Source organism: Paraglaciecola psychrophila 170 (assembly GCF_000347635.1).
Taxonomy (GTDB): Bacteria; Pseudomonadota; Gammaproteobacteria; order Enterobacterales; family Alteromonadaceae; genus Paraglaciecola; species Paraglaciecola psychrophila.
Map to the genome: position 1 here is coordinate 1130233 of NC_020514.1, position 18810 is coordinate 1149042.

The 18810-nt window shown below is 44.8% G+C and carries 11 protein-coding genes and 1 pseudogene; 8 read left to right on the plus strand and 4 right to left on the minus strand.

What is annotated here, in order from left to right; genetic code table 11:
• Positions 1-30: 30 nt before the first annotated feature.
• Entirely contained in the window at positions 31-300 is a 270-nt protein-coding gene (locus C427_RS04925) for a DUF6482 family protein (RefSeq protein ID WP_007636959.1), read from the minus strand.
• Between the two features lie 89 nt (positions 301-389).
• On the opposite strand from C427_RS04925, the gene C427_RS26205 reads away from it, so the two are divergent.
• From C427_RS26205 to C427_RS04935, 3 genes are all read left to right on the plus strand, one after another.
• Entirely contained in the window at positions 390-551 is a 162-nt protein-coding gene (locus C427_RS26205; protein ID WP_153810645.1) for a hypothetical protein, read from the plus strand.
• A gap of 171 nt (positions 552-722) precedes the next feature.
• A complete protein-coding gene (locus tag C427_RS04930; protein ID WP_007636965.1) occupies positions 723-914 on the plus strand; it encodes a hypothetical protein in 192 nt (63 codons plus the stop codon).
• A gap of 71 nt (positions 915-985) precedes the next feature.
• A complete protein-coding gene (locus tag C427_RS04935) occupies positions 986-1393 on the plus strand; it encodes an ACT domain-containing protein (RefSeq protein WP_007636967.1) in 408 nt (135 codons plus the stop codon).
• 45 nt (positions 1394-1438) lie between these two features.
• Here C427_RS04935 and ggt read toward each other — a convergent pair whose 3' ends face one another.
• Complete coding sequence (ggt, locus tag C427_RS04940; RefSeq protein WP_007636969.1) at positions 1439-3175, minus strand: gamma-glutamyltransferase; 1737 nt, start codon at positions 3173-3175, stop codon at positions 1439-1441.
• 416 nt (positions 3176-3591) lie between these two features.
• On the opposite strand from ggt, the gene C427_RS04950 reads away from it, so the two are divergent.
• The 4 genes from C427_RS04950 (at position 3592) to C427_RS04965 (ending at position 15805) form a co-directional block, all read left to right on the plus strand.
• The gene (locus C427_RS04950; protein WP_007636973.1) at positions 3592-4509 is read left to right on the plus strand and encodes a M14 family metallopeptidase; all 918 of its coding nucleotides are present in this window, start codon (positions 3592-3594) and stop codon (positions 4507-4509) included.
• A 190-nt stretch (positions 4510-4699) separates the two neighbouring features.
• Complete coding sequence (locus C427_RS04955; RefSeq protein ID WP_007636975.1) at positions 4700-5236, plus strand: hypothetical protein; 537 nt, start codon at positions 4700-4702, stop codon at positions 5234-5236.
• A gap of 251 nt (positions 5237-5487) precedes the next feature.
• On the plus strand, positions 5488-5703 hold the full coding sequence (locus C427_RS04960; protein WP_007636977.1) for a hypothetical protein: 216 nt from the start codon (positions 5488-5490) through the stop codon (positions 5701-5703).
• Between the two features lie 817 nt (positions 5704-6520).
• A complete protein-coding gene (locus C427_RS04965) occupies positions 6521-15805 on the plus strand; it encodes an FG-GAP-like repeat-containing protein (RefSeq protein WP_015430500.1) in 9285 nt (3094 codons plus the stop codon).
• Between the two features lie 511 nt (positions 15806-16316).
• On the opposite strand, the gene C427_RS04970 is transcribed toward C427_RS04965, so the two are convergent.
• On the minus strand, positions 16317-17201 hold the full coding sequence (locus C427_RS04970) for an IS982 family transposase (protein ID WP_015430501.1): 885 nt from the start codon (positions 17199-17201) through the stop codon (positions 16317-16319).
• Positions 17202-17335: 134 nt separating this feature from the next.
• Positions 17336-17575 (minus strand): annotated as a pseudogene (locus C427_RS04975) (IS110 family transposase); the annotation flags it as partial.
• A gap of 473 nt (positions 17576-18048) precedes the next feature.
• Between C427_RS04975 and lepB the strand changes: the two are divergent.
• On the plus strand, positions 18049-18699 hold the full coding sequence (gene lepB, locus C427_RS04980; RefSeq protein ID WP_007639427.1) for a signal peptidase I: 651 nt from the start codon (positions 18049-18051) through the stop codon (positions 18697-18699).
• Positions 18700-18810 lie beyond the last annotated feature (111 nt).

Below are 18810 nucleotides of genomic sequence, written 5' to 3' on the forward strand. Positions count from 1 at the left end.
TAAGGGATTTAACCGCAGCTCATTACATTTTTACTTTTGATTCCAATCAATCAACAATTCTAGTTTTTCTTGCTTGTCATCTAATCCACACATTTCATCGTAAGGTGTAGTTTGTCTTAACCATACCTCGTCAAAACGTTTATGGTTAAGATGCACTTTTATCTCGTTAAGACAATCGAACGTCATCGGTATATTATTTCGATCCCGTACAATATTTTGTTTATCTTCTGCTTTCCCTTCCCCTTCCCCTATTGAAGCAAGGTAGGTGCCGCCCTCGATAGATTCAATGTATAATTTCATTCATTACTCCTTTTTTATAGATTTTGAACGGGAGGGGTGTTTATTAAGATCATAAAATTAAGTCACTATTACATTGTTGAGATAGAAAAATGAAAATTGGAATCGTCATAAGCTTGTTATTGGGTTGTATTCAAGCCGTTAGCGCGCAAAGTGTGACCGACAAGCTGATAGTGGCTTTGGTTGAAAAACATTTGCCTCAGTATTGCACCAAGAAAAAGCCGCATCTTGGGAAATGGGCACCTATGATTTAACTGTCAATAAAACTGGGGCTGCTACATTTTCTAGTACTCATCAATATTTAAGTGTAACTGTGCCCATTAAAGTGACGATGACGGGGCAGGTCAATAAAGTATTTTTAGGCCAAAATCGTACTTAATTGTACCTCTGAGTTAGTCACTCAAGCAAGGCTAGATATTAAACCGATGATAGACACACCAAATTCAAAAACGAGTGTTGAAGTGACGGTACCTGTGTCTGAATCAAATTTGAATTGTGATGGATTAATACTGCCAATCAAACCATTACTTGAGCGGTTAGTCGCTGATAAAAATCGGCAATGGGAGCAAAAACTTGAGAAAAACATTCTCATTATGTTTAAACAAGTGGGTATATGATGTCTGAGCTACTTGCTATGAGTTAAGCGTCGCTAGCCGTGATTTACGAGATAAAAAAAAGAGATGTCGAAATGTCGGGTGAGACAGATTTAGATAAGTTGATTGGCTCTATGCAGCCTATTTTGGGCGAGCAAGAGTATGTGTTCGCTTCATTAGATAAAGATAGCCCCATTGCTGTTGCTCAGTTACAGCCACTGGCTACATTTTATGAGGAAGAAGGGCTAACGGTCATTGTGTTAAAAACCCATGCCGATGCCTCAGGCATACCTTATCAGGGGGTATTTCAGCGTATTACCTTAAGTGTGCATTCTAGTCTTGAAGCTGTTGGACTAACGGCAGCGGTGTCCTGTGCATTGGCCCGCGAAGGAATCAGCGCCAATGTGGTGGCTGCTTATTACCATGATCATATATTTGTGCCAGCTGCTAAGGCAAACCAAGCTTTGTCTTGTCTTCTAAAGTTGGTAGGTAATGGTGAATAAGAAGTGAAGAAAAAGCCAACTGCATGTAACAGTTGGCTTTTATATTTATAAAGTGCCAATCACTCCTTCTCGACGTTTATCTGCTGCGCCTTCTAAGGTGCCATCTGGTTTACGTAAAATGACGCTCAAACCTGAATTTTCACCTCGAGATGCATCAACGTTCAGACCAAAGTCTTTCAAGGCTTTAATTAAAGAATCCGGAGCTGCATCCTTTTCTAGTCTCACTTTTTCACCCCGTGCCACCAAGTTTGGCAGATCTACGGCGTCTTGTGGGCTTAATCCCCAGTCAAATACACCCACTAATGTTTTTGCGGTGTAGGCGATAATATTGTTGCCACCAGGTGAGCCGGTAGCCATTAAAAATTGACCGTTATTGTCTAACACAATGGTAGGTGACATAGATGAACGGGGCTTTTTGTTTGGCGCTACTGCATTAGCAATAGGTAAACCTTTATCATCGGTGTGCCTAAAGGAAAAGTCAGTTAATTCATTATTTAAAAACATGCCACCTACCATGCGAGTAGTGCCGAATATACTTTCAACTGTTGCAGTCATCGATACAACGTCACCCTGAGCATCAACAATGACAAAATGAGTCGTACCGTGCACGTCTTGAGTGGCATCGATTCCATTGACCTGAGCAGTGGTAGCGGTGTTATATTTCCAAGGATCACCAGCAGTAATAGACGGCATGGCTGAGTCTTTAGATATCAGTGCTGCACGTTGTGCAAGGTAGTCAGGGTGCAACATGCCCTGAAGTGGCACATCAACTTGCCTAGTATCAGCGACATACTGATCTCTGTCGGCATAAGCCAGTTGCTGGGCTTGAGCAAATAGCGCCCAGTTCATCGGGTCTTCAGCGCCTTTTTCTGAGAATCCATGGCTGTTTTCTAATATACCTAAAATCATACCCACTGCTACCCATGAAGACGGCGGGGGAGCGCCACAAACCTGAACATCTTTATAGGGCTGACATAAAGCGTGATGTTTGACCGCTTGGTAAGCGGCTATATCTTCTACTGTCAGTCTGCCAGCACGAGGAGGCCGCTGCACCATCTCAGCAATTTGCGCCGCAATAGGGCCCTTATAAAATGCCGACACATCTGCTGCAATCAATTTTAATGTGTTGGCATAGTCTGGGTTTTTTAATAAATGACCCACAGGATGAGGTTGGTCATTGTCACCAAAAAAATACTCATGGGCCTCAGTAGGCCCTTCTTCTAGGGTTGCTGGAATATATTTGCCATAGCGTTCCAACATGCCATATAAACGTGGGGAAATATTAAAACCGTCTGTTGCCAACTGGGAGGCACGCTTAAATAGTGAACTCCATTCTAATAAACCTTGGTCTTCATGTGCAAGTGACAACATTGCTAACATACCAGGTACACCAGTAGACAAACCGCTGTTTTTGGCATCAAGAAAACCCATAGGTTTATTGTCTGCATCTAAAAACATATCTGCAGTAGCGGCAGCAGGTGCCGTTTCACGGCCATCAAATACAGAGATTGCATTTTCTGAAGCGTCAAAGTGCACCATAAATCCACCACCGGCTAATCCAGAACTTTGTGGTTCGACTAAGCTAAGTACCGCTTCGATAGCGATAGCTGCATCAACAGCAGAGCCGCCTGCTCTTAATACTTCTAATCCTGCCTCAGTGGCGTGGGGATTTGCCGTTACCACCATCACAGGTGATTTTTTTTCTTCCGTGGGTGCTTTTTCACTAGAACATGCCATAAGGCTTGTGAACATAAACAGACACAAAAAACGGTATTGATTCATGAGGTGTGACCTTTTAAAAATTAAAGAATGATTTAAGCTATGAAAACAACAGCGTTTGCGTTGGAACCAAAGAAATATTGCAATTGGATTTTACCGAGATATAGACTATTTACAAACAAACAAACAAACAAACAAACAAACAAACAAACAAACAAACAAACAAATCAATTCCTACAGTCAAGCCTGTTTGGATCAACAGTCGATAAAGAATGATAAACTGTTTGCCATCACTGGAGATTTTTAAGCCATAGAACCGATGTATAGAATAATAGAGTCTCAGGTTAACTATTAATATGCACTTGTAGGGTCTTTGATGACTGAATTAATCAAATGTGAAATCAACTAATCGTCTTTACTAAATAGTATTAAGAAAATAATTAAGACAATAATCAAGACAATAATCAAGGAAATGTTTTATGGAAAACAAAGATACCTATGCAATAGGTCAAGCCGGCGTGAAATGGGGCTCTGCAGAAAAAACTCAGTGGTTGGCTTTGCAAAATGTTAAACGCTCTTATGCTGATGATGTGCTGAGTCAATTAGACGCATTAGGAAATCAATTTGATATAAAAGAATACGCAAATTTGGATTATGTATCAGGTTCATTTCCGTTATTTGTACTGAGAAATTTAAACTGGGATCCGTCGAAACCCAATGTATTGGTAACCGGTGGTGTTCATGGTTATGAAACCAGTGGCGTGCATGGTGCGTTACGTTTTGCTGCAACAGCATCTCAGGACTTTCAAGATAGGTTTAATCTTTTGATAGTGCCTTGTGTCAGCCCTTGGGCTTACGAAACTATTAATCGTTGGAACCCAAATGCTGTCGATCCTAATCGGTCATTCTGTATAAATAGCCCCGCACCAGAGTCTGCGGCTTTGATTAATTTGGTTTCAGGCTTAGAATTTCTTATGCATATAGACTTACATGAAACCACAGATACTGATAACTCTGAGTTTAGACCGGCCTTGGGCGCACGAGATGCTGTAGAGCATAAGGAATGGGCTATCCCAGATGGATTTTATGCAGTGGGTGATACCTTAAAACCTTGCCATGAATTTCAGAAAGCCATCATTGAGTCTGTTGAAAAAGTCACCCACATCGCTCCAGCCGATGAGAGTGGAAGGCTAATTGGAGAGACTTTGCAGCAAAAAGGTGTCATTAACTATGCTACTAAGGCTTTAGGTTTATGTGCAGGGTTAACCAATGCCCAGTTTGTAAGTACCACAGAAGTGTACCCAGATAGTCCTAAAGTAGATGCTGAAAACTGCATACAAGCCCAAGTTGCTGCGGTAACTGGTGCCTTGGATTATGTCAGTACTCTTTTAAGCTAACAGCGCGCCAATCGAACTGACTCTGCTGTGGCTGATTATAATCGATCTGTTTGATTAACCATGGTGGTTTCTATTCTTAATTGGAGCTCTAAATTTAATCCGCATAGGCAATCGAATTGTTTGCTTAGCAGCTAAACTTAACGCTGTATTTATCCGTATGCTTTGCATCATTAAACAAGAGGACAGTCAAATGAACCCCATTCAACAGTTTCTAAGCGTCGCGTTAACTGCGCTAATATTAAGTAGTTGCGCCAATTATGAATACCCTAGCCAAGTTTCGATTGGTGACAAAATGATTGAAGCGACGGGTCAAAGTTTGGAAGGCGAGCCAGTGGTTATCCCGCAAGATTTTGCCGGACAAGAAACCTTATTACTGTTTGGTTATAAACAAGACTCACAATTCGATATTGACCGTTGGTTAATTGGTTTAGATATGACTCAAACTAACGTCGCAGCTTATGAAATCCCCACGATTCAAGGAATGCTGCCGCGTATGTTTAGCGGTTTTATCGACAGCGGTATGCGTAAAGGTATTCCCAAGGATTTATGGAAAGGTGTGGTTACTGTGTATGCCGACGGCGATAAAGTGCAGCGTTTTACTGGCAATGTAAACCCTAACAATGCCCGCGTTATGTTACTCGATAAATATGGAAGCATCGTCTATTTCTATGACCGAGGATTTTCTGTTGAAGCATTAAATGAAGTGCGTGCAGCATTAGAAAAATAAATTATATTTATTATGTAAAATCACCTGAGTCGGCACTAGTTATGACGTATCGCCGACTAGGTTATGTTTAATGCAACAACTAATATTAAAACTACAACATCAATTTTGAATGTTATTTAAGTACTAAGTAGCAGAATCTAAAAAATTTAATCGGGCATTATATTATTTATCATAAGCTTGACTAACCTGTAAAAATGTCCAAAATGCACATCCTCGAAAATCCGCTTCTCAACGACAAACAGGTCTCCGTAATGCAATCAGAAATTAGTTATCGTTTTGAAAGAGCACAACTAGCCAACCGATTTTTAAACGAACTCAAACATTGGACAGTGGCAGACGTAAAAGCCAAATTGTTTCATAACTCAGATGCCGTCAAGATCACCTACGAATTTGATGGTAAAGGGTTTGATTATACTTGCTCAGAATTAGATGATTTGGCCCATAAATTTGGGGGTGAAGAGATATAATATAGTGCTGAGTCATGCAGATATTACATAAGTTAAAAAAGGTTAGTTAACACTCAAACCGACATTTCCCAATAACAAGACCTGACCAATTCTGACAGTCGCCAGTCAGTATCTGCGGTTTCTACGTCAAGTTTACTGATATAGCAGACAGTCAGGGCTATTTTGACCATTGGCGATTTGTGCCAAAACCCGCCATTCGGAGTCACTTCAGCTAAACTGATTTTCGCGATAATTTGTCAGTCTAGTTCGCAGCCCAAAAGGGGAGCTAACGACCTAAAGCGATCAAAAATGATGACTAATACTCATCTAAATTTCAGTCAGTTAGGATACGAAAGCAGACGTTAGCCTTGGCTCATCTAGCGACAAGTGATCCGACAAACCGGACCTGCGTCAGGTAATGAAATCATTCAAAATATTCATCCTGAAAATTGGGGGATTAATATCAGGTTCAATTGAAAATACTGAAAGCGGACATTCGACTAACCTCTATTAGGGACACTTGCTGCCTTATATTTTATGGCAAATTGGTGCGCAAAGCGGAATAAGCCCCATCAAAATATAAAACATCAACTTTTAGATCTTAAAGTTTACTTACGTAGTAGAAGTCTGGTTAAATGAAAAACGTCGCTAATAAATGTCCATAAAAAAATGCAGTAAATGGCAATAATAATCACTTTTACCACTAGGTGGAGTGTAATTAATGCAAGGTATCCCCTCCCCGGCTCTGCCGGTGGTACTTTAACTAGAAAGATATAAAAGAAAATCAGCTTATCAATCAGCTCGGTTGTTGTATCTAATCAATGGGAGTTAATGAGTTATGTTTCAATCTGTAATAAATAAGTTTATTCAAAGTGCTTCTATTGAAAATGCCCGGGCAACAAAGGGTGCGACGATAAGTAAAAGCCTTTACCGGCGCCTTGGTTGCAGTTTTTATCTGTGCCTCGCTCTATTTGCTTCTGCACCAGTGACGGCGACTGATTTTACTGATGACTTCTCAACTGTCGACTTTATTGATAGCGACAAAACCACGGCCAACTTGTCCACTGAGGAGCAATCGGTGTATTTAGCCTGGGCGAAATCACAGCAACATCGATTCCCTGATAGCTCCACAGCTGGCACAGCTATTGGCAGTGACAGTAATTACACATTGTCAGTGACGCTGGGGGATATCGATGGCGATGGTGACCTTGACCTGGTAACGGGTAATGATAGCCAAACCAATAAACTGTACCTCAACGACGGCAGTGGCGGTTTCACTGCGGGCGCTGGCACAGCTATTGGCAGTGACAGTGATAAAACTACGTCAGTGACGCTGGGGGATATCGATGGCGATGGTGACCTTGACCTGGTGACGGGTAATTATAACCAAACCAATAAGCTGTACCTCAACGACGGCAGTGGTGGTTTCACTGCTGGCACAGCTATTGGCAGTGACAGTGATGACACTTTCTCAGTGACGCTGGGGGATATCGATGGCGATGGTGACCTTGACCTTGTAACGGGGAACCAATACCAAACCAATAAACTGTACCTCAACGACGGCAGTGGCGGTTTCACTGTGCGCCCTGGCATAGCTATTGGCAGTGACAGTTACAGCGATGACACTAGGGAAGTGACGCTGGGGGATGTCGATGGCGATGGTGACCTTGACCTGGTGACGGGTAATTGGAACCAAACCAGTAAGCTGTACCTCAACGACGGCAGTGGTGGTTTCACTGTGCGCCCTGACATAGCTATTGACAGTGATAAAACTACGTCAGTGACGCTGGGGGATATCGATGGCGATGGTGACCTTGACCTGGTGACGGGTAATTATAACCAAACCAATAAGCTGTACCTCAACGACGGCAGTGGTGGTTTCACTGCTGGCACAGAAATTGGCAGTGACGGTGACAGTGATTACACTTATTCAGTGACGCTGGGGGATATCGATGGCGATGGTGACCTTGACCTTGTAACGGGGAACCAAAACCAAACCAATAAACTGTACCTCAACGACGGCAGTGGCGGTTTCACTGCGGGCGCTGGCACAGCTATTGGCAGTGACAGTGATGACACTTTCTCAGTGACGCTGGGGGATATCGATGGCGATGGTGACCTTGACCTGGTGACGGGTAATTTTAATCAAACCAATAAACTGTACCTCAACGACGGCAGTGGCGGTTTCACTGCGGGCGCTGGCACAGCTATTGGCAGTGACATCAATGACACTAGGTCAGTGACGCTGGGGGATATCGATGGCGATGGTGACCTTGACCTAGTGACGGGTAATTATGACCAAACCAATAAACTGTACCTCAACGACGGCAGTGGCGGTTTCACTGCGGGCGCTGGCACAGCTATTGGCAGTGACAGTGATAAAACTTGGTCAGTGACGCTGGGGGATATCGATGGCGATGGTGACCTTGACCTGGTGACGGGTAATAGTAATCAAACCAATAAGCTGTATCTTAACGATGGCAGTGGCGGTTTCACTGCGGGCGCTGGCACAGATATTGGCAGTGACAGTGACAGTGATTACACTAGGTCAGTGACGCTGGGGGATATCGATGGCGATGGTGACCTTGACCTGGTAACGGGTAATTTTACTCAAACCAATAAGCTGTACCTCAACGACGGCAGTGGTGGTTTCACTGCGGGCGCTGGCACAGCTATTGGCAATGACAGTGATTACACTTGGTCAGTGACGCTGGGGGATATCGATGGCGATGGTGACCTTGACCTAGTGACGGGTAATTTTAATCAAACCAATAAACTGTACCTCAACGACGGCAGTGGTGGTTTCACTGCGGGCGCTGGCACAGCTATTGGCAGTGACATCAATGACACTAGGTCAGTGACGCTGGGGGATATCGATGGCGATGGTGACCTTGACCTAGTGACGGGTAATTATGACCAAACCAATAAACTGTACCTCAACGACGGCAGTGGTGGTTTCACTGCTGGCACAGCTATTGGCAGTGACAGTGATTACACTAGGTCAGTGACGCTGGGGGATATCGATGGCGATGGTGACCTTGACCTTGTAACGGGGAACCAATCCCAAACCAATAAACTGTACCTCAACGACGGCAGTGGCGGTTTCACTGCGGGCGCTGGCACAGCTATTGGCAATGACAGTGATAAAACTTGGTCAGTGACGCTGGGGGATATCGATGGCGATGGTGACCTTGACCTGGTGACGGGTGATTATAACCAAACCAATAAACTGTACCTCAACGACGGCAGTGGCGGTTTCACTGCGGGCGCTGGCACAGCTATTGGCAGTGACGGTGATGACACTAGGTCAGTGACGCTGGGGGATATCGATGGCGATGGTGACCTTGACCTGGTGACGGGTAATTTTCATCAAACCAATAAGCTGTACCTCAACGACGGCAGTGGCGGTTTCACTGCGGGCGCTGGCACAGCTATTGGCAGTGACAGTGATAGCACTTATTCAGTGACGCTGGGGGATATCGATGGCGATGGTGACCTTGACCTGGTGACGGGTGATTGGAACCAAACCAATAAGCTGTACCTTAACGACGGCAGTGGCGGTTTCACTGCGGGCGCTGGCACAGCTATTGGCAGTGACGGTGATGACACTTATTCAGTGACGCTGGGGGATATCGATGGCGATGGTGACCTTGACCTGGTGACGGGTAATTTTACTCAAACCAATAAGCTGTACCTCAACGATGGCAGTGGCGGTTTCACTGCGGGCGCTGGCACAGCTATTGGCAGTGTCGGTGATACCACTAGGTCAGTGACGCTGGGGGATATCGATGGCGATGGTGACCTTGACCTGGTGACGGGTAATAGTAGACAAACCAATAAGCTGTACCTCAACGACGGCAGTGGTGGTTTCACTGCGGGCGCTGGCACAGCTATTGGCAGTGACATCAATGACACTAGGTCAGTGACGCTGGGGGATATCAATGACACTAGGTCAGTGACGCTGGGGGATATCGATGGCGATGGTGACCTTGACCTGGTAACGGGTAATTATGACCAAACCAATAAACTGTACCTCAACGACGGCAGTGGTGGTTTCACTGCTGGCACAGCTATTGGCAGTGACAGTGATTACACTAGGTCAGTGACGCTGGGGGATATCGATGGCGATGGTGACCTTGACCTTGTAACGGGGAACCAATACCAAACCAATAAACTGTATCTCAACGACGGCAGTGGCGGTTTTACTGCGGGCGCTGGCACAGCTATTGGCAGTGACAGTGACAGCGATGACACTAGGGAAGTGACGCTGGGGGATGTCGATGGCGATGGTGACCTTGACCTGGTGACGGGTAATAGTATGCAAACCAATAAGCTGTATTCAAGCCAATCCTATAACACCAATGCCGGCAATGTCTATTCCCAAAAAGTCAATGGTGTTACAACCGGTGTTGTCGGTGTGACGCTAACGGTCACTGATAACGTTAACACAACTAGTACCCCTAATACCTCTATTGATTATTTCATTACCAATAATGGCGGTGCTCAATGGCACTCAGTGAGCCCCACAGTTCCCTTTTATTTTCCAGACACAGATACTAATGATGTTCGCTGGCGGGCAACCCTCAGATCATTATCACCAAGCATTAGCCCTAAAATAAATGATGTTAGTTTAACGTATATTCGACAGTTGACCGTTTCAGGTCTAACTGCGGTCAATAAAGCCTATGACGGCAACACCGTAGCATTGGCCTCAGGCACTGTGACACTAAGTGGTGTCGCCTCTGGTTCTGTTAATACCGTCGCCTTGACCGGTACACCGAGCTACGCCTTTGCAGGTGCTAATGTTGGCACTGGTATTGTCGTGACTACCACTGGCTATACATTAACGGGGGCGGATGCGAGTAACTACACCTTAATTCAGCCAGTGTTATCGGCAGATATTACTGAAGCGACTGATACCTTAAATGCGGGCGCTGATGATACGCGCGTCTTCGTTGCTGGAGATACCTTTACTCAGGCAGCCACTGGTGGCTCGGGCACAGGTACGGTAACCTACAGCTCATCTACTTTGGCCGTTGCCACTGTTGATGGTAGTGGTGGAGTGTCCATTGTTGGTGCTGGTAGTGCAGACATTACCGCCAGCCGTGCAGCCGATACTAACTACCAAGCAATCAGTGTTAATTATACCGTAACGGTTACTCAAGCGACTGATACCTTAAATGCGGGCGCTGATGATACGCGCGTCTTCGTTGCTGGAGATACCTTTACTCAGGCAGCCACTGGTGGCTCGGGCACAGGTACGGTAACCTACAGCTCATCTACTTTGGCCGTTGCCACTGTTGATGGTAGTGGTGGAGTGTCCATTGTTGGTGCTGGTAGTGCAGTCATTACCGCCAGCCGCGCAGCCGATACTGACTACCAAGCAATCAGTGATACTTATACCCTGATCATCACTAACCAACCCTATATAACCATTACTGCAGTGGATATGAGCAGTAATGCATTGGTTAGCCCTTCGTCGACCAGCGAACAAAGTATCAGCTTGACCTTTACATCCACTGATTCAACGGCCGACTTTATAAATGATGATATTACTGTCACCAATGGTACGTTAAGCGGATTTTCAGGTGCCGGCTCGGTTTATAGCGCAACCTTTACTTCCGCTGCAGACGGTGTTAGCACGATATCTGTCTTAGCTAATACCTACACTGCATCTTCTAGCAGTAATGCTAATATAACATCAAACGTGTTCACTTTGGCCTCGAACTATGCCAGTACGACAGCTATCATAACAGTATCAACTGCGACCACTTCAGGTGATACATCTACTGTCACCGAGAGTGTGCTCAATGCGATTATTGGTCTGACGGGTGTCGATACAACTAACAACCTTGAAGCCTATAAAACAGCGATAGCCTTAGTTGCTAATGCGGGTGAACTTGATACTTTAATTGAAATACAAGCATTGATTGATGCGGTTAATACCGAGCAAGCAGCTATTGCCGCCGCTAATGGCGCAAGTGATGCTGGTTTGGTCGCGGCAGTAGACGATATTAATGGTAACACCGATAGGGTTTTTGCGACTGCAGCACAGCTTAACGCCATTAATGGTGTGACTGGCGCGGTGAGCGGTGTTGATTACTTGGCGGCATTGCTTGCGGGTACATATGTTGACAGAGCCAAGCCGACAGCGGCTGAAATACAAACCGTGATTACTGCGGTTAATGCAGCGGCTAATAATACGGCCCCTGTGGCACAAGAGATTAATGTTGACGTGGCAGAAGACATCGAAATAGCGGTGCTGTTAATGGCCACTGATGCACAGGGCGATACGCTTAATTATGTCATTGTCACCGAACCGAGCAATGGCACCCTAACCTTGCCCAGCAGTGGCGAAGGCTTGTGGTTTTATCAAGGTAATGCTGACTATCACGGCAACGACAGTTTTAGCTATCAGGCCAGCGATGGCGTAAAAACCTCTAATATTGCACAAGTTAATATTGTGGTTAGGCCCGTTAACGACAGCCCCGTCGCCGAAGAGGATGCGCTCACCCTTATTTTTAATGATGAAGGCAGTTATGTGATTGACGCCTTAGCAAACGACAGTGACATTGATGGTGACAGCTTAACGATTACCCGTGCTAGCACGACTATTGGTAACCTCAGTATTGATGAGGGCCAGTTGGTCTATCAACTGAGCGGCGCCTTACAAGAAACTATTGAATTGACTTACACTATTGACGATGGCACAGGTTCAAACAACAGTGTGGCCCGAGGACTTATCCGTCTCACTATTGATAGCACAGCTAATGAGCCTTTGCCGATTGTTATATCAGTGAACGATGTGCAATATCAAGCCCATGAGCTGTTCACTAAAATTGTATTAGACCCACCTGTCGCCCGGGACAACAACAACAATATCGTGGCGGTATCTTTAGTTGACGACGTCTCTCGATTCGCACCCGGTAATCACTTAGTGTATTGGCAAGCAGAAAATAATGCGGGCATAGAGACCTTAGCCCGTCAACAGGTGGCGGTTTACCCGTTGATTTCACTTAGTCAAGATAAGCAAGCCGTTGAGGGCGGGCAATATAGTGTGTCGGTCTACTTAAACGGCCCCGCGCCGGTATACCCGGTTATTATTGGCTATACCGTGGGCGGTAGCGCCGACGCTTTCGACCATGATTTAACCTCTGGCGTGCTTATTATAGAACAAGGCATTGAAGGGGCGATAGCATTCTCTGTCTTTAGTGATGGGCTAGACGAAGACGAAGAAACCTTAACCATTACCTTGGATGAGTCGCAAAATATTGGCGCAAAGTCGGTGTTCACTTTAACGATTGCTGAGCAAAACCTCGCACCTGATGTGACTTACTCGGTGACTCAGGCAAATGAGCAACGCTTAACCCTTATCGCTAATGAAGATGAAGTGGTTATCCAAATCCAAGTCACAGATGCTAACAGTCAAGATACCCACAGCTACCAATGGTCAAGTGATAACGGCACCCTAATAAACAGTAGCAGCGACCAAACCCGCTTTACTTTTACACCAACTGGCCTAGAGGCGAGGGTAACGAAACTGACCTTAACCGTCAGTGACGATGGTAGCCCAGTGCAGAGCACACAAACGGATATCTACCTTAATGTGGTGGCTCAATCAATACCGTTAACCGACCAAGACAGTGACGGTGACTTGCTCCCCGATAACCAAGAAGGCTATAACGATAGTGACTTAGATGGTATTCCTGACTACCTTGACATGGCAAGTGCATGTAACGTAATGCCAGTCGAGGTCACTGAGCAGCAGAAGTTCTTGGTAGAAAGTGAGCCTGGGGTTTGTTTGCGTAAAGGGCTGTTCACTCAGCGTATAATCAGTGCAGGCTTGTTGTTGCTTGAGGCTGATGATTTACCAGGGGACTTAGAGGCCAGAAATACAGGTGGAATTTATGACTTTATTGTCAATGGGTTACCTATTCCTGGTCAAAGTGCGGGTGTTGTGCTTCCGCAGTATATTCCTATTGGAAATAATGCCCTTTATCGTAAGTACAGCACGGCCAATACCTGGGTTAACTTTACCCTTGACGACAAAAATAGTGTCGCCTCCAGTGAGGGCGAACTGGGTTATTGCCCACCGACAAACCATGAGAGTTGGACCCCAGGATTAACCTTAGGTCATTGGTGTGTTCAACTGTTGATAGAAGATGGCGGTCCGAATGATGATGATGGCTTAGCCAATGGGACGATTGTTGACCCCAGTGGTGTCGGGGTCGTGATAAGTGAGAATAGCCCACCCATTGCACAGCCTGAGCTTGTTGAGCTGTTGTGGAATACCGATGTCACCCTTGATGTGCTGGCCAATGACAGCGATGCACAAGGTGATACCTTAACCATTATCAGCGCAGCAGTTGACTTTGGTGAAGTGCTTATCATTAACGAGCAACTCCATTACACCCCCGCGGCTGACTTCGCTGGGGTGGCAACCATTATTTATGCCATTAGTGATAACTATGGCGGTACAGGGTTTGCCAAGGTGACGGTGACAGTTGTGAGTGTGGTCAGCAATACCATCCCTATTGCGACTAACGACACGGCAATGACAGACGATTACAGTAGCATTACTATTGACGTATTGGCTAACGACAGTGACGAAGAGGGTGATACTTTAACCATCCATCGTGCCAGTACACAGAAGGGCACGGTCACTATTACCACAGAAAATACCCTGCTTTACACACCACTAGTGGGGTTTGATGGTATTGATATCATTGATTACACTATTGATGATGGCAATGATAATCAAGCCAGCGCGCAGGTGAGCGTGACAGTCAGGGCTTATAAAATAGTGACAGTGACCAACACCACAAAAGGGGGCAGTATGGGGTTAATGCTTATCGGGCTAGCCGGGCTGTTGCTGTTACGATTACTCCGATTACGCCGCGCTAGCCAACAGGCTACAGGTCAATTAACCACAGCCATGGCGTTGATGCTGTGCATAACCTTAACGGCTTGCACTTCGCCAGATGACTATGTAGTTGTGGAAGCACAAGACGCGTCTTTGGACACAGGCTCAGCAGAAGTACCCGCCCTTGTTGATACGAACACCTTAGTCGCCCTGCCTCAGGATGATGAGGTGAGCACGAGTGCGGGGTTACCAGTACCCCAGAGCACTTTAGTGACGACGACGTTACCCTTGAATACCGAGAAAACGCCAACATTGACAGCGCCGAGCGTGAGCGATGGTGACCACGTGCTTAGGATGCTAGCGGATGAACTTGGCCCAGAAACGGTGACAGAGCCGCAAGCAGAGGCAGCGAGTGGGCCTGTGACCGATACCGTCATAGATATCACCGAGCCTGCAACCCCAGAGCCCATAGTGGTTGTCGCCGGGCCAATCCCCACCGCATCGCCAGAGGGTGGGCTTATCGCGGACACCGACGAGCCAGCGGGCGATATAACCGGTATCCGTGCAACTGGTGAAGTATTGGTGACAGAAGTAACAGTAACGGTCAACGCGCCGGGTGTCATGAGTACGGGTGACACCCCTGATGCCACAGATAATAGTGATAGAAGCGTGACGACCGACACCCCATTGATAGCAAATAGTGCTAGCGATGTAGGGGATGAAATCCATTGGTTTATCACCGTCAATGCCGGACACAGTAAGGTGATTGATACTCTGCTCATACCCAGTAACAATAAAATTGAGGACATCAGTATTGACAACCAGGGCAGCAGTTACACGATAGGGGGAGGCTTTCACTACCAGCGCTTTAGTTTCATCATTAGTTACACCAACTTAGGGGAAGCCGGGGCCGAGATAAGCGGTACTACCCTCAACCGTGACAGCTTTGAGCAATCTTTACTGAATACCGCGCCTAAATTAGTCGATGGTGTGAGCGTAGAAACCCAATACACCCTGTGGTCAAACGACAGGGTGACTGCAGCGGTGGGCGTGGGCTTACTCGCCTGGTCCCTTGATGACAGCAGTCAATTACAAAGTGGCACTATCAGGGGTGAGGAGCAAGGCGTGGATGTGTTTTATCAGGCTAACCTGGCTTATGAACTAAATGAGCGGATGCACGTCACCCTAAAAGTGGCCCGTTATCAGTTAGCGCTGAATAAAGTCAATAATGTGACTGTTGGCCTGCAATACCATTTTTAAGTTTATTTAAGGCCGCCCAAGAAGGTCGCTATTGAGTGGCTAATACCCCGTTGTATGGTAAAGAGCCCCTCTTAGCATCGAGTGCAAGGGGGCATGATGATGTAACAACCCTGTAACTTTACCCCAGGTTTTGATACGCATCAATCCGCAGCAATCAGTCCAATGGATGTCAGATGAAATACCAACAGGGGGTGACCCCAGCGTTAGTCACTCTTATTGAGTGTCGGCTATCTGCTATTTGTAATTATGGGTTTTAGTAGCAAAATGCACCAATATAATTCTAAGTGCTAATGTCTGCTTTGTCGGAACCAATACCATTAACTTAAGCATTTAGCACAAACCTTTATAGGCGATAGAGTATTTATCTACACTCATCTTGACGTGTGGCCGATCGAATTTTCTATCTGGCCTATATGCATTGGTTACTTGAGATGTTTTTTCAATCATTAGCCGACTTAATCCATCATTCGAAATGCACATTAACAACCTCACTACATTACCTGAGATCTGCTTAAGCAATAATCATAGAGTTCAGCTCTACGTCAGTTAAATTACGGCTTGGCTTATTTTCTTTTAAACAATAAGCGACCAATCCCGCGAGTAAATTCAGCATAAAGCCGTTCATACTCCGATGCCTTGAGTGTTCGATATAAGAAATATTCTTAAGTTGGTCGTTTATTGTTTCAACTATATAGCGCCTTGAAAGCATGGCCCTATCCCACAACGATATAGCTTTTGCTTTCATATTTTTGCGAACTGTTGTGATGAGACTTACACCTTTGTCTAATAAATCCGCTTCCAAAGCTTTACTCAAATAGCCTTTGTCTCCATACAATTTATTAGTCAAACCTTCTGCTAATTCACGTATGGGTTGAGTGTCATGCACATTGCCGGTTGTGACTTTCGCAGCAACAATTTCACCGTGATGATTGACGACTAAGTGGAGCTTAAAACCATAAAACCAACCCATAGTACCTTTACCTCGTTGAGCGATACCGTCGAAGGTTTTATGTCTAGGTATTCGGATGTTATGACACACCTTGATGCTTTTAGAGTCAATGAATTCATGTCCTGAGGGCTTTCCTTTAAGTGATGTGAAGTAGGCACACATGGGCAAGATAACTCTAGGCATGACCGCTAGAAATCGTGTGTAATTCAATAAATTTGGAAACGCATTTTTGTACACAAGAGATACATACCCAAGAGAGTAGTTTTTGAAATCACGGTAATGTGACATATGAAAACTGACGACAATCGTCATAATTTCACTGGTGGTCATTTGCCCTTCTCTTTGACGTTTTCGCGTACCGTCTTCAAGCAGTTGTTTACACCATTGAGGGATAAATACTTTGCAAAAATCATCGACATCACAAAACAACTCAACTAATTTACTCATGCCTGTTCCTTTTTAGATTCATCTCTTTTAGTCGAAAGTTCGGATCTTGGAACAGGCATTTGGTTTAGTTTCTTGAACAGGATTCAGGTTACATTATCTTTAAGTTGGCCAAGGGCGTAAGTTAAATTGATTTTGTATTTGTATTTCTGCAACGCATATACAGTAGGGCCTTTGGTCAGCTCTACAGCAACGGCAATGTTACCTTTCGCGGTTTTATGCAGCTCATTCAACCAAGTATCTATAGATTCAGGTGTGTGTGAAATAACTTTAAAACTGCGCTTGTCACTATCACCAATCTGGACACAAACATCATGTTTTATATTAGCCCATTCTAAACCGACAAAAATTGAGAATTTACTTTTTGAATCATACATAACAAATCTCCAAGAGTGGAACTTTGTTATGTATTCTTTACTCTGCGAAAGAAATATAGACAGCGTTTAATGGCGAGCCCTGAGTGTTCGTTATGAGTAAAGTAAGCCGTTGCATCGAAAGAAAAGCAGAAATCATCATATGAATATCGCTCAATATTCGTATGCAACGAGCACATAACCTAAACAATCTAAGTGTAGATGATTAAGGTTGAAAGACTATATTTTGCTCTGAGGAGTCATATAGTCAATTTCATCGACCGTCTGCAATCTTCTAATTTGAAACAGTCACTATGATCTTCCCTCAGTTATGATTGTGCTCAGATATTTTGAGCTGTCAAATCAGTTGCAAGCAATTACAGTTAATCAGCACTTCTATATTGTTGAAAATTTAGACACAAAGGTTGCAAACTGCTCATAAACTTTCATCTGATTTCTCGGTCTCATCCCCCACAACTCTGCCAGATAATTAAACTATGAATATCAAAATTTTATTTAATAAATTAGTAAAAGAAAACTGGGGCATTTTGCTTTTTACTTTGGTGTTATTTGCTTCACGTAGCAGTTTCGCTGATTGGTATGTGGTACCTACTGGGTCTATGCTGCCGACTATTGTGGAAGGTGACCGGATTTTTGTGGATAAAATGGCTTACCGCTTAGAATTGCCCTTTACTGATATCGAAATTATGCAAACTGGTCAGCCTAAACGAGGTGACATAGTGGTGTTTAATTCTGAGAAAGCCGATAATAGGTTGGTTAAAAGGTTGATTGGGGAGCCTGATGATAAGGTAGCTATGCTTGATAACAAACTGAGTATCAATGGTGAGCAAGTTCTCTACGAGGACAGTGATAATGAACTTCATAAAACCGAGTATCTAGGCGATGTTGCGCATTTTGTACAGTTTATGCCTGTGGCTAAGGCGCGAGATAATTTTTCTGAAGTGATTGTGCCTCAAGGGCATTATTTGGTTTTGGGTGACACCAGAAACAAGAGTGCTGACTCTCGATATTATGGGTTTGTACCTGCAATTGAAATTCAAGGTAAGGCGAATAACGTTTTGGTATCTCTTGATCCTGAAAACTACTATTTACCGCGTAAAGAGAGATTCAATGCGCCGTTGATTTAGGTACTGGCCATAAGCCTAAAATAGCTATTGCTAATGTTTGTCAATAGTAGATGTAAATATTGCAAAGCCATTCATTGCCATATAGTAAGTTTGATTACGGCTAAATGGGTC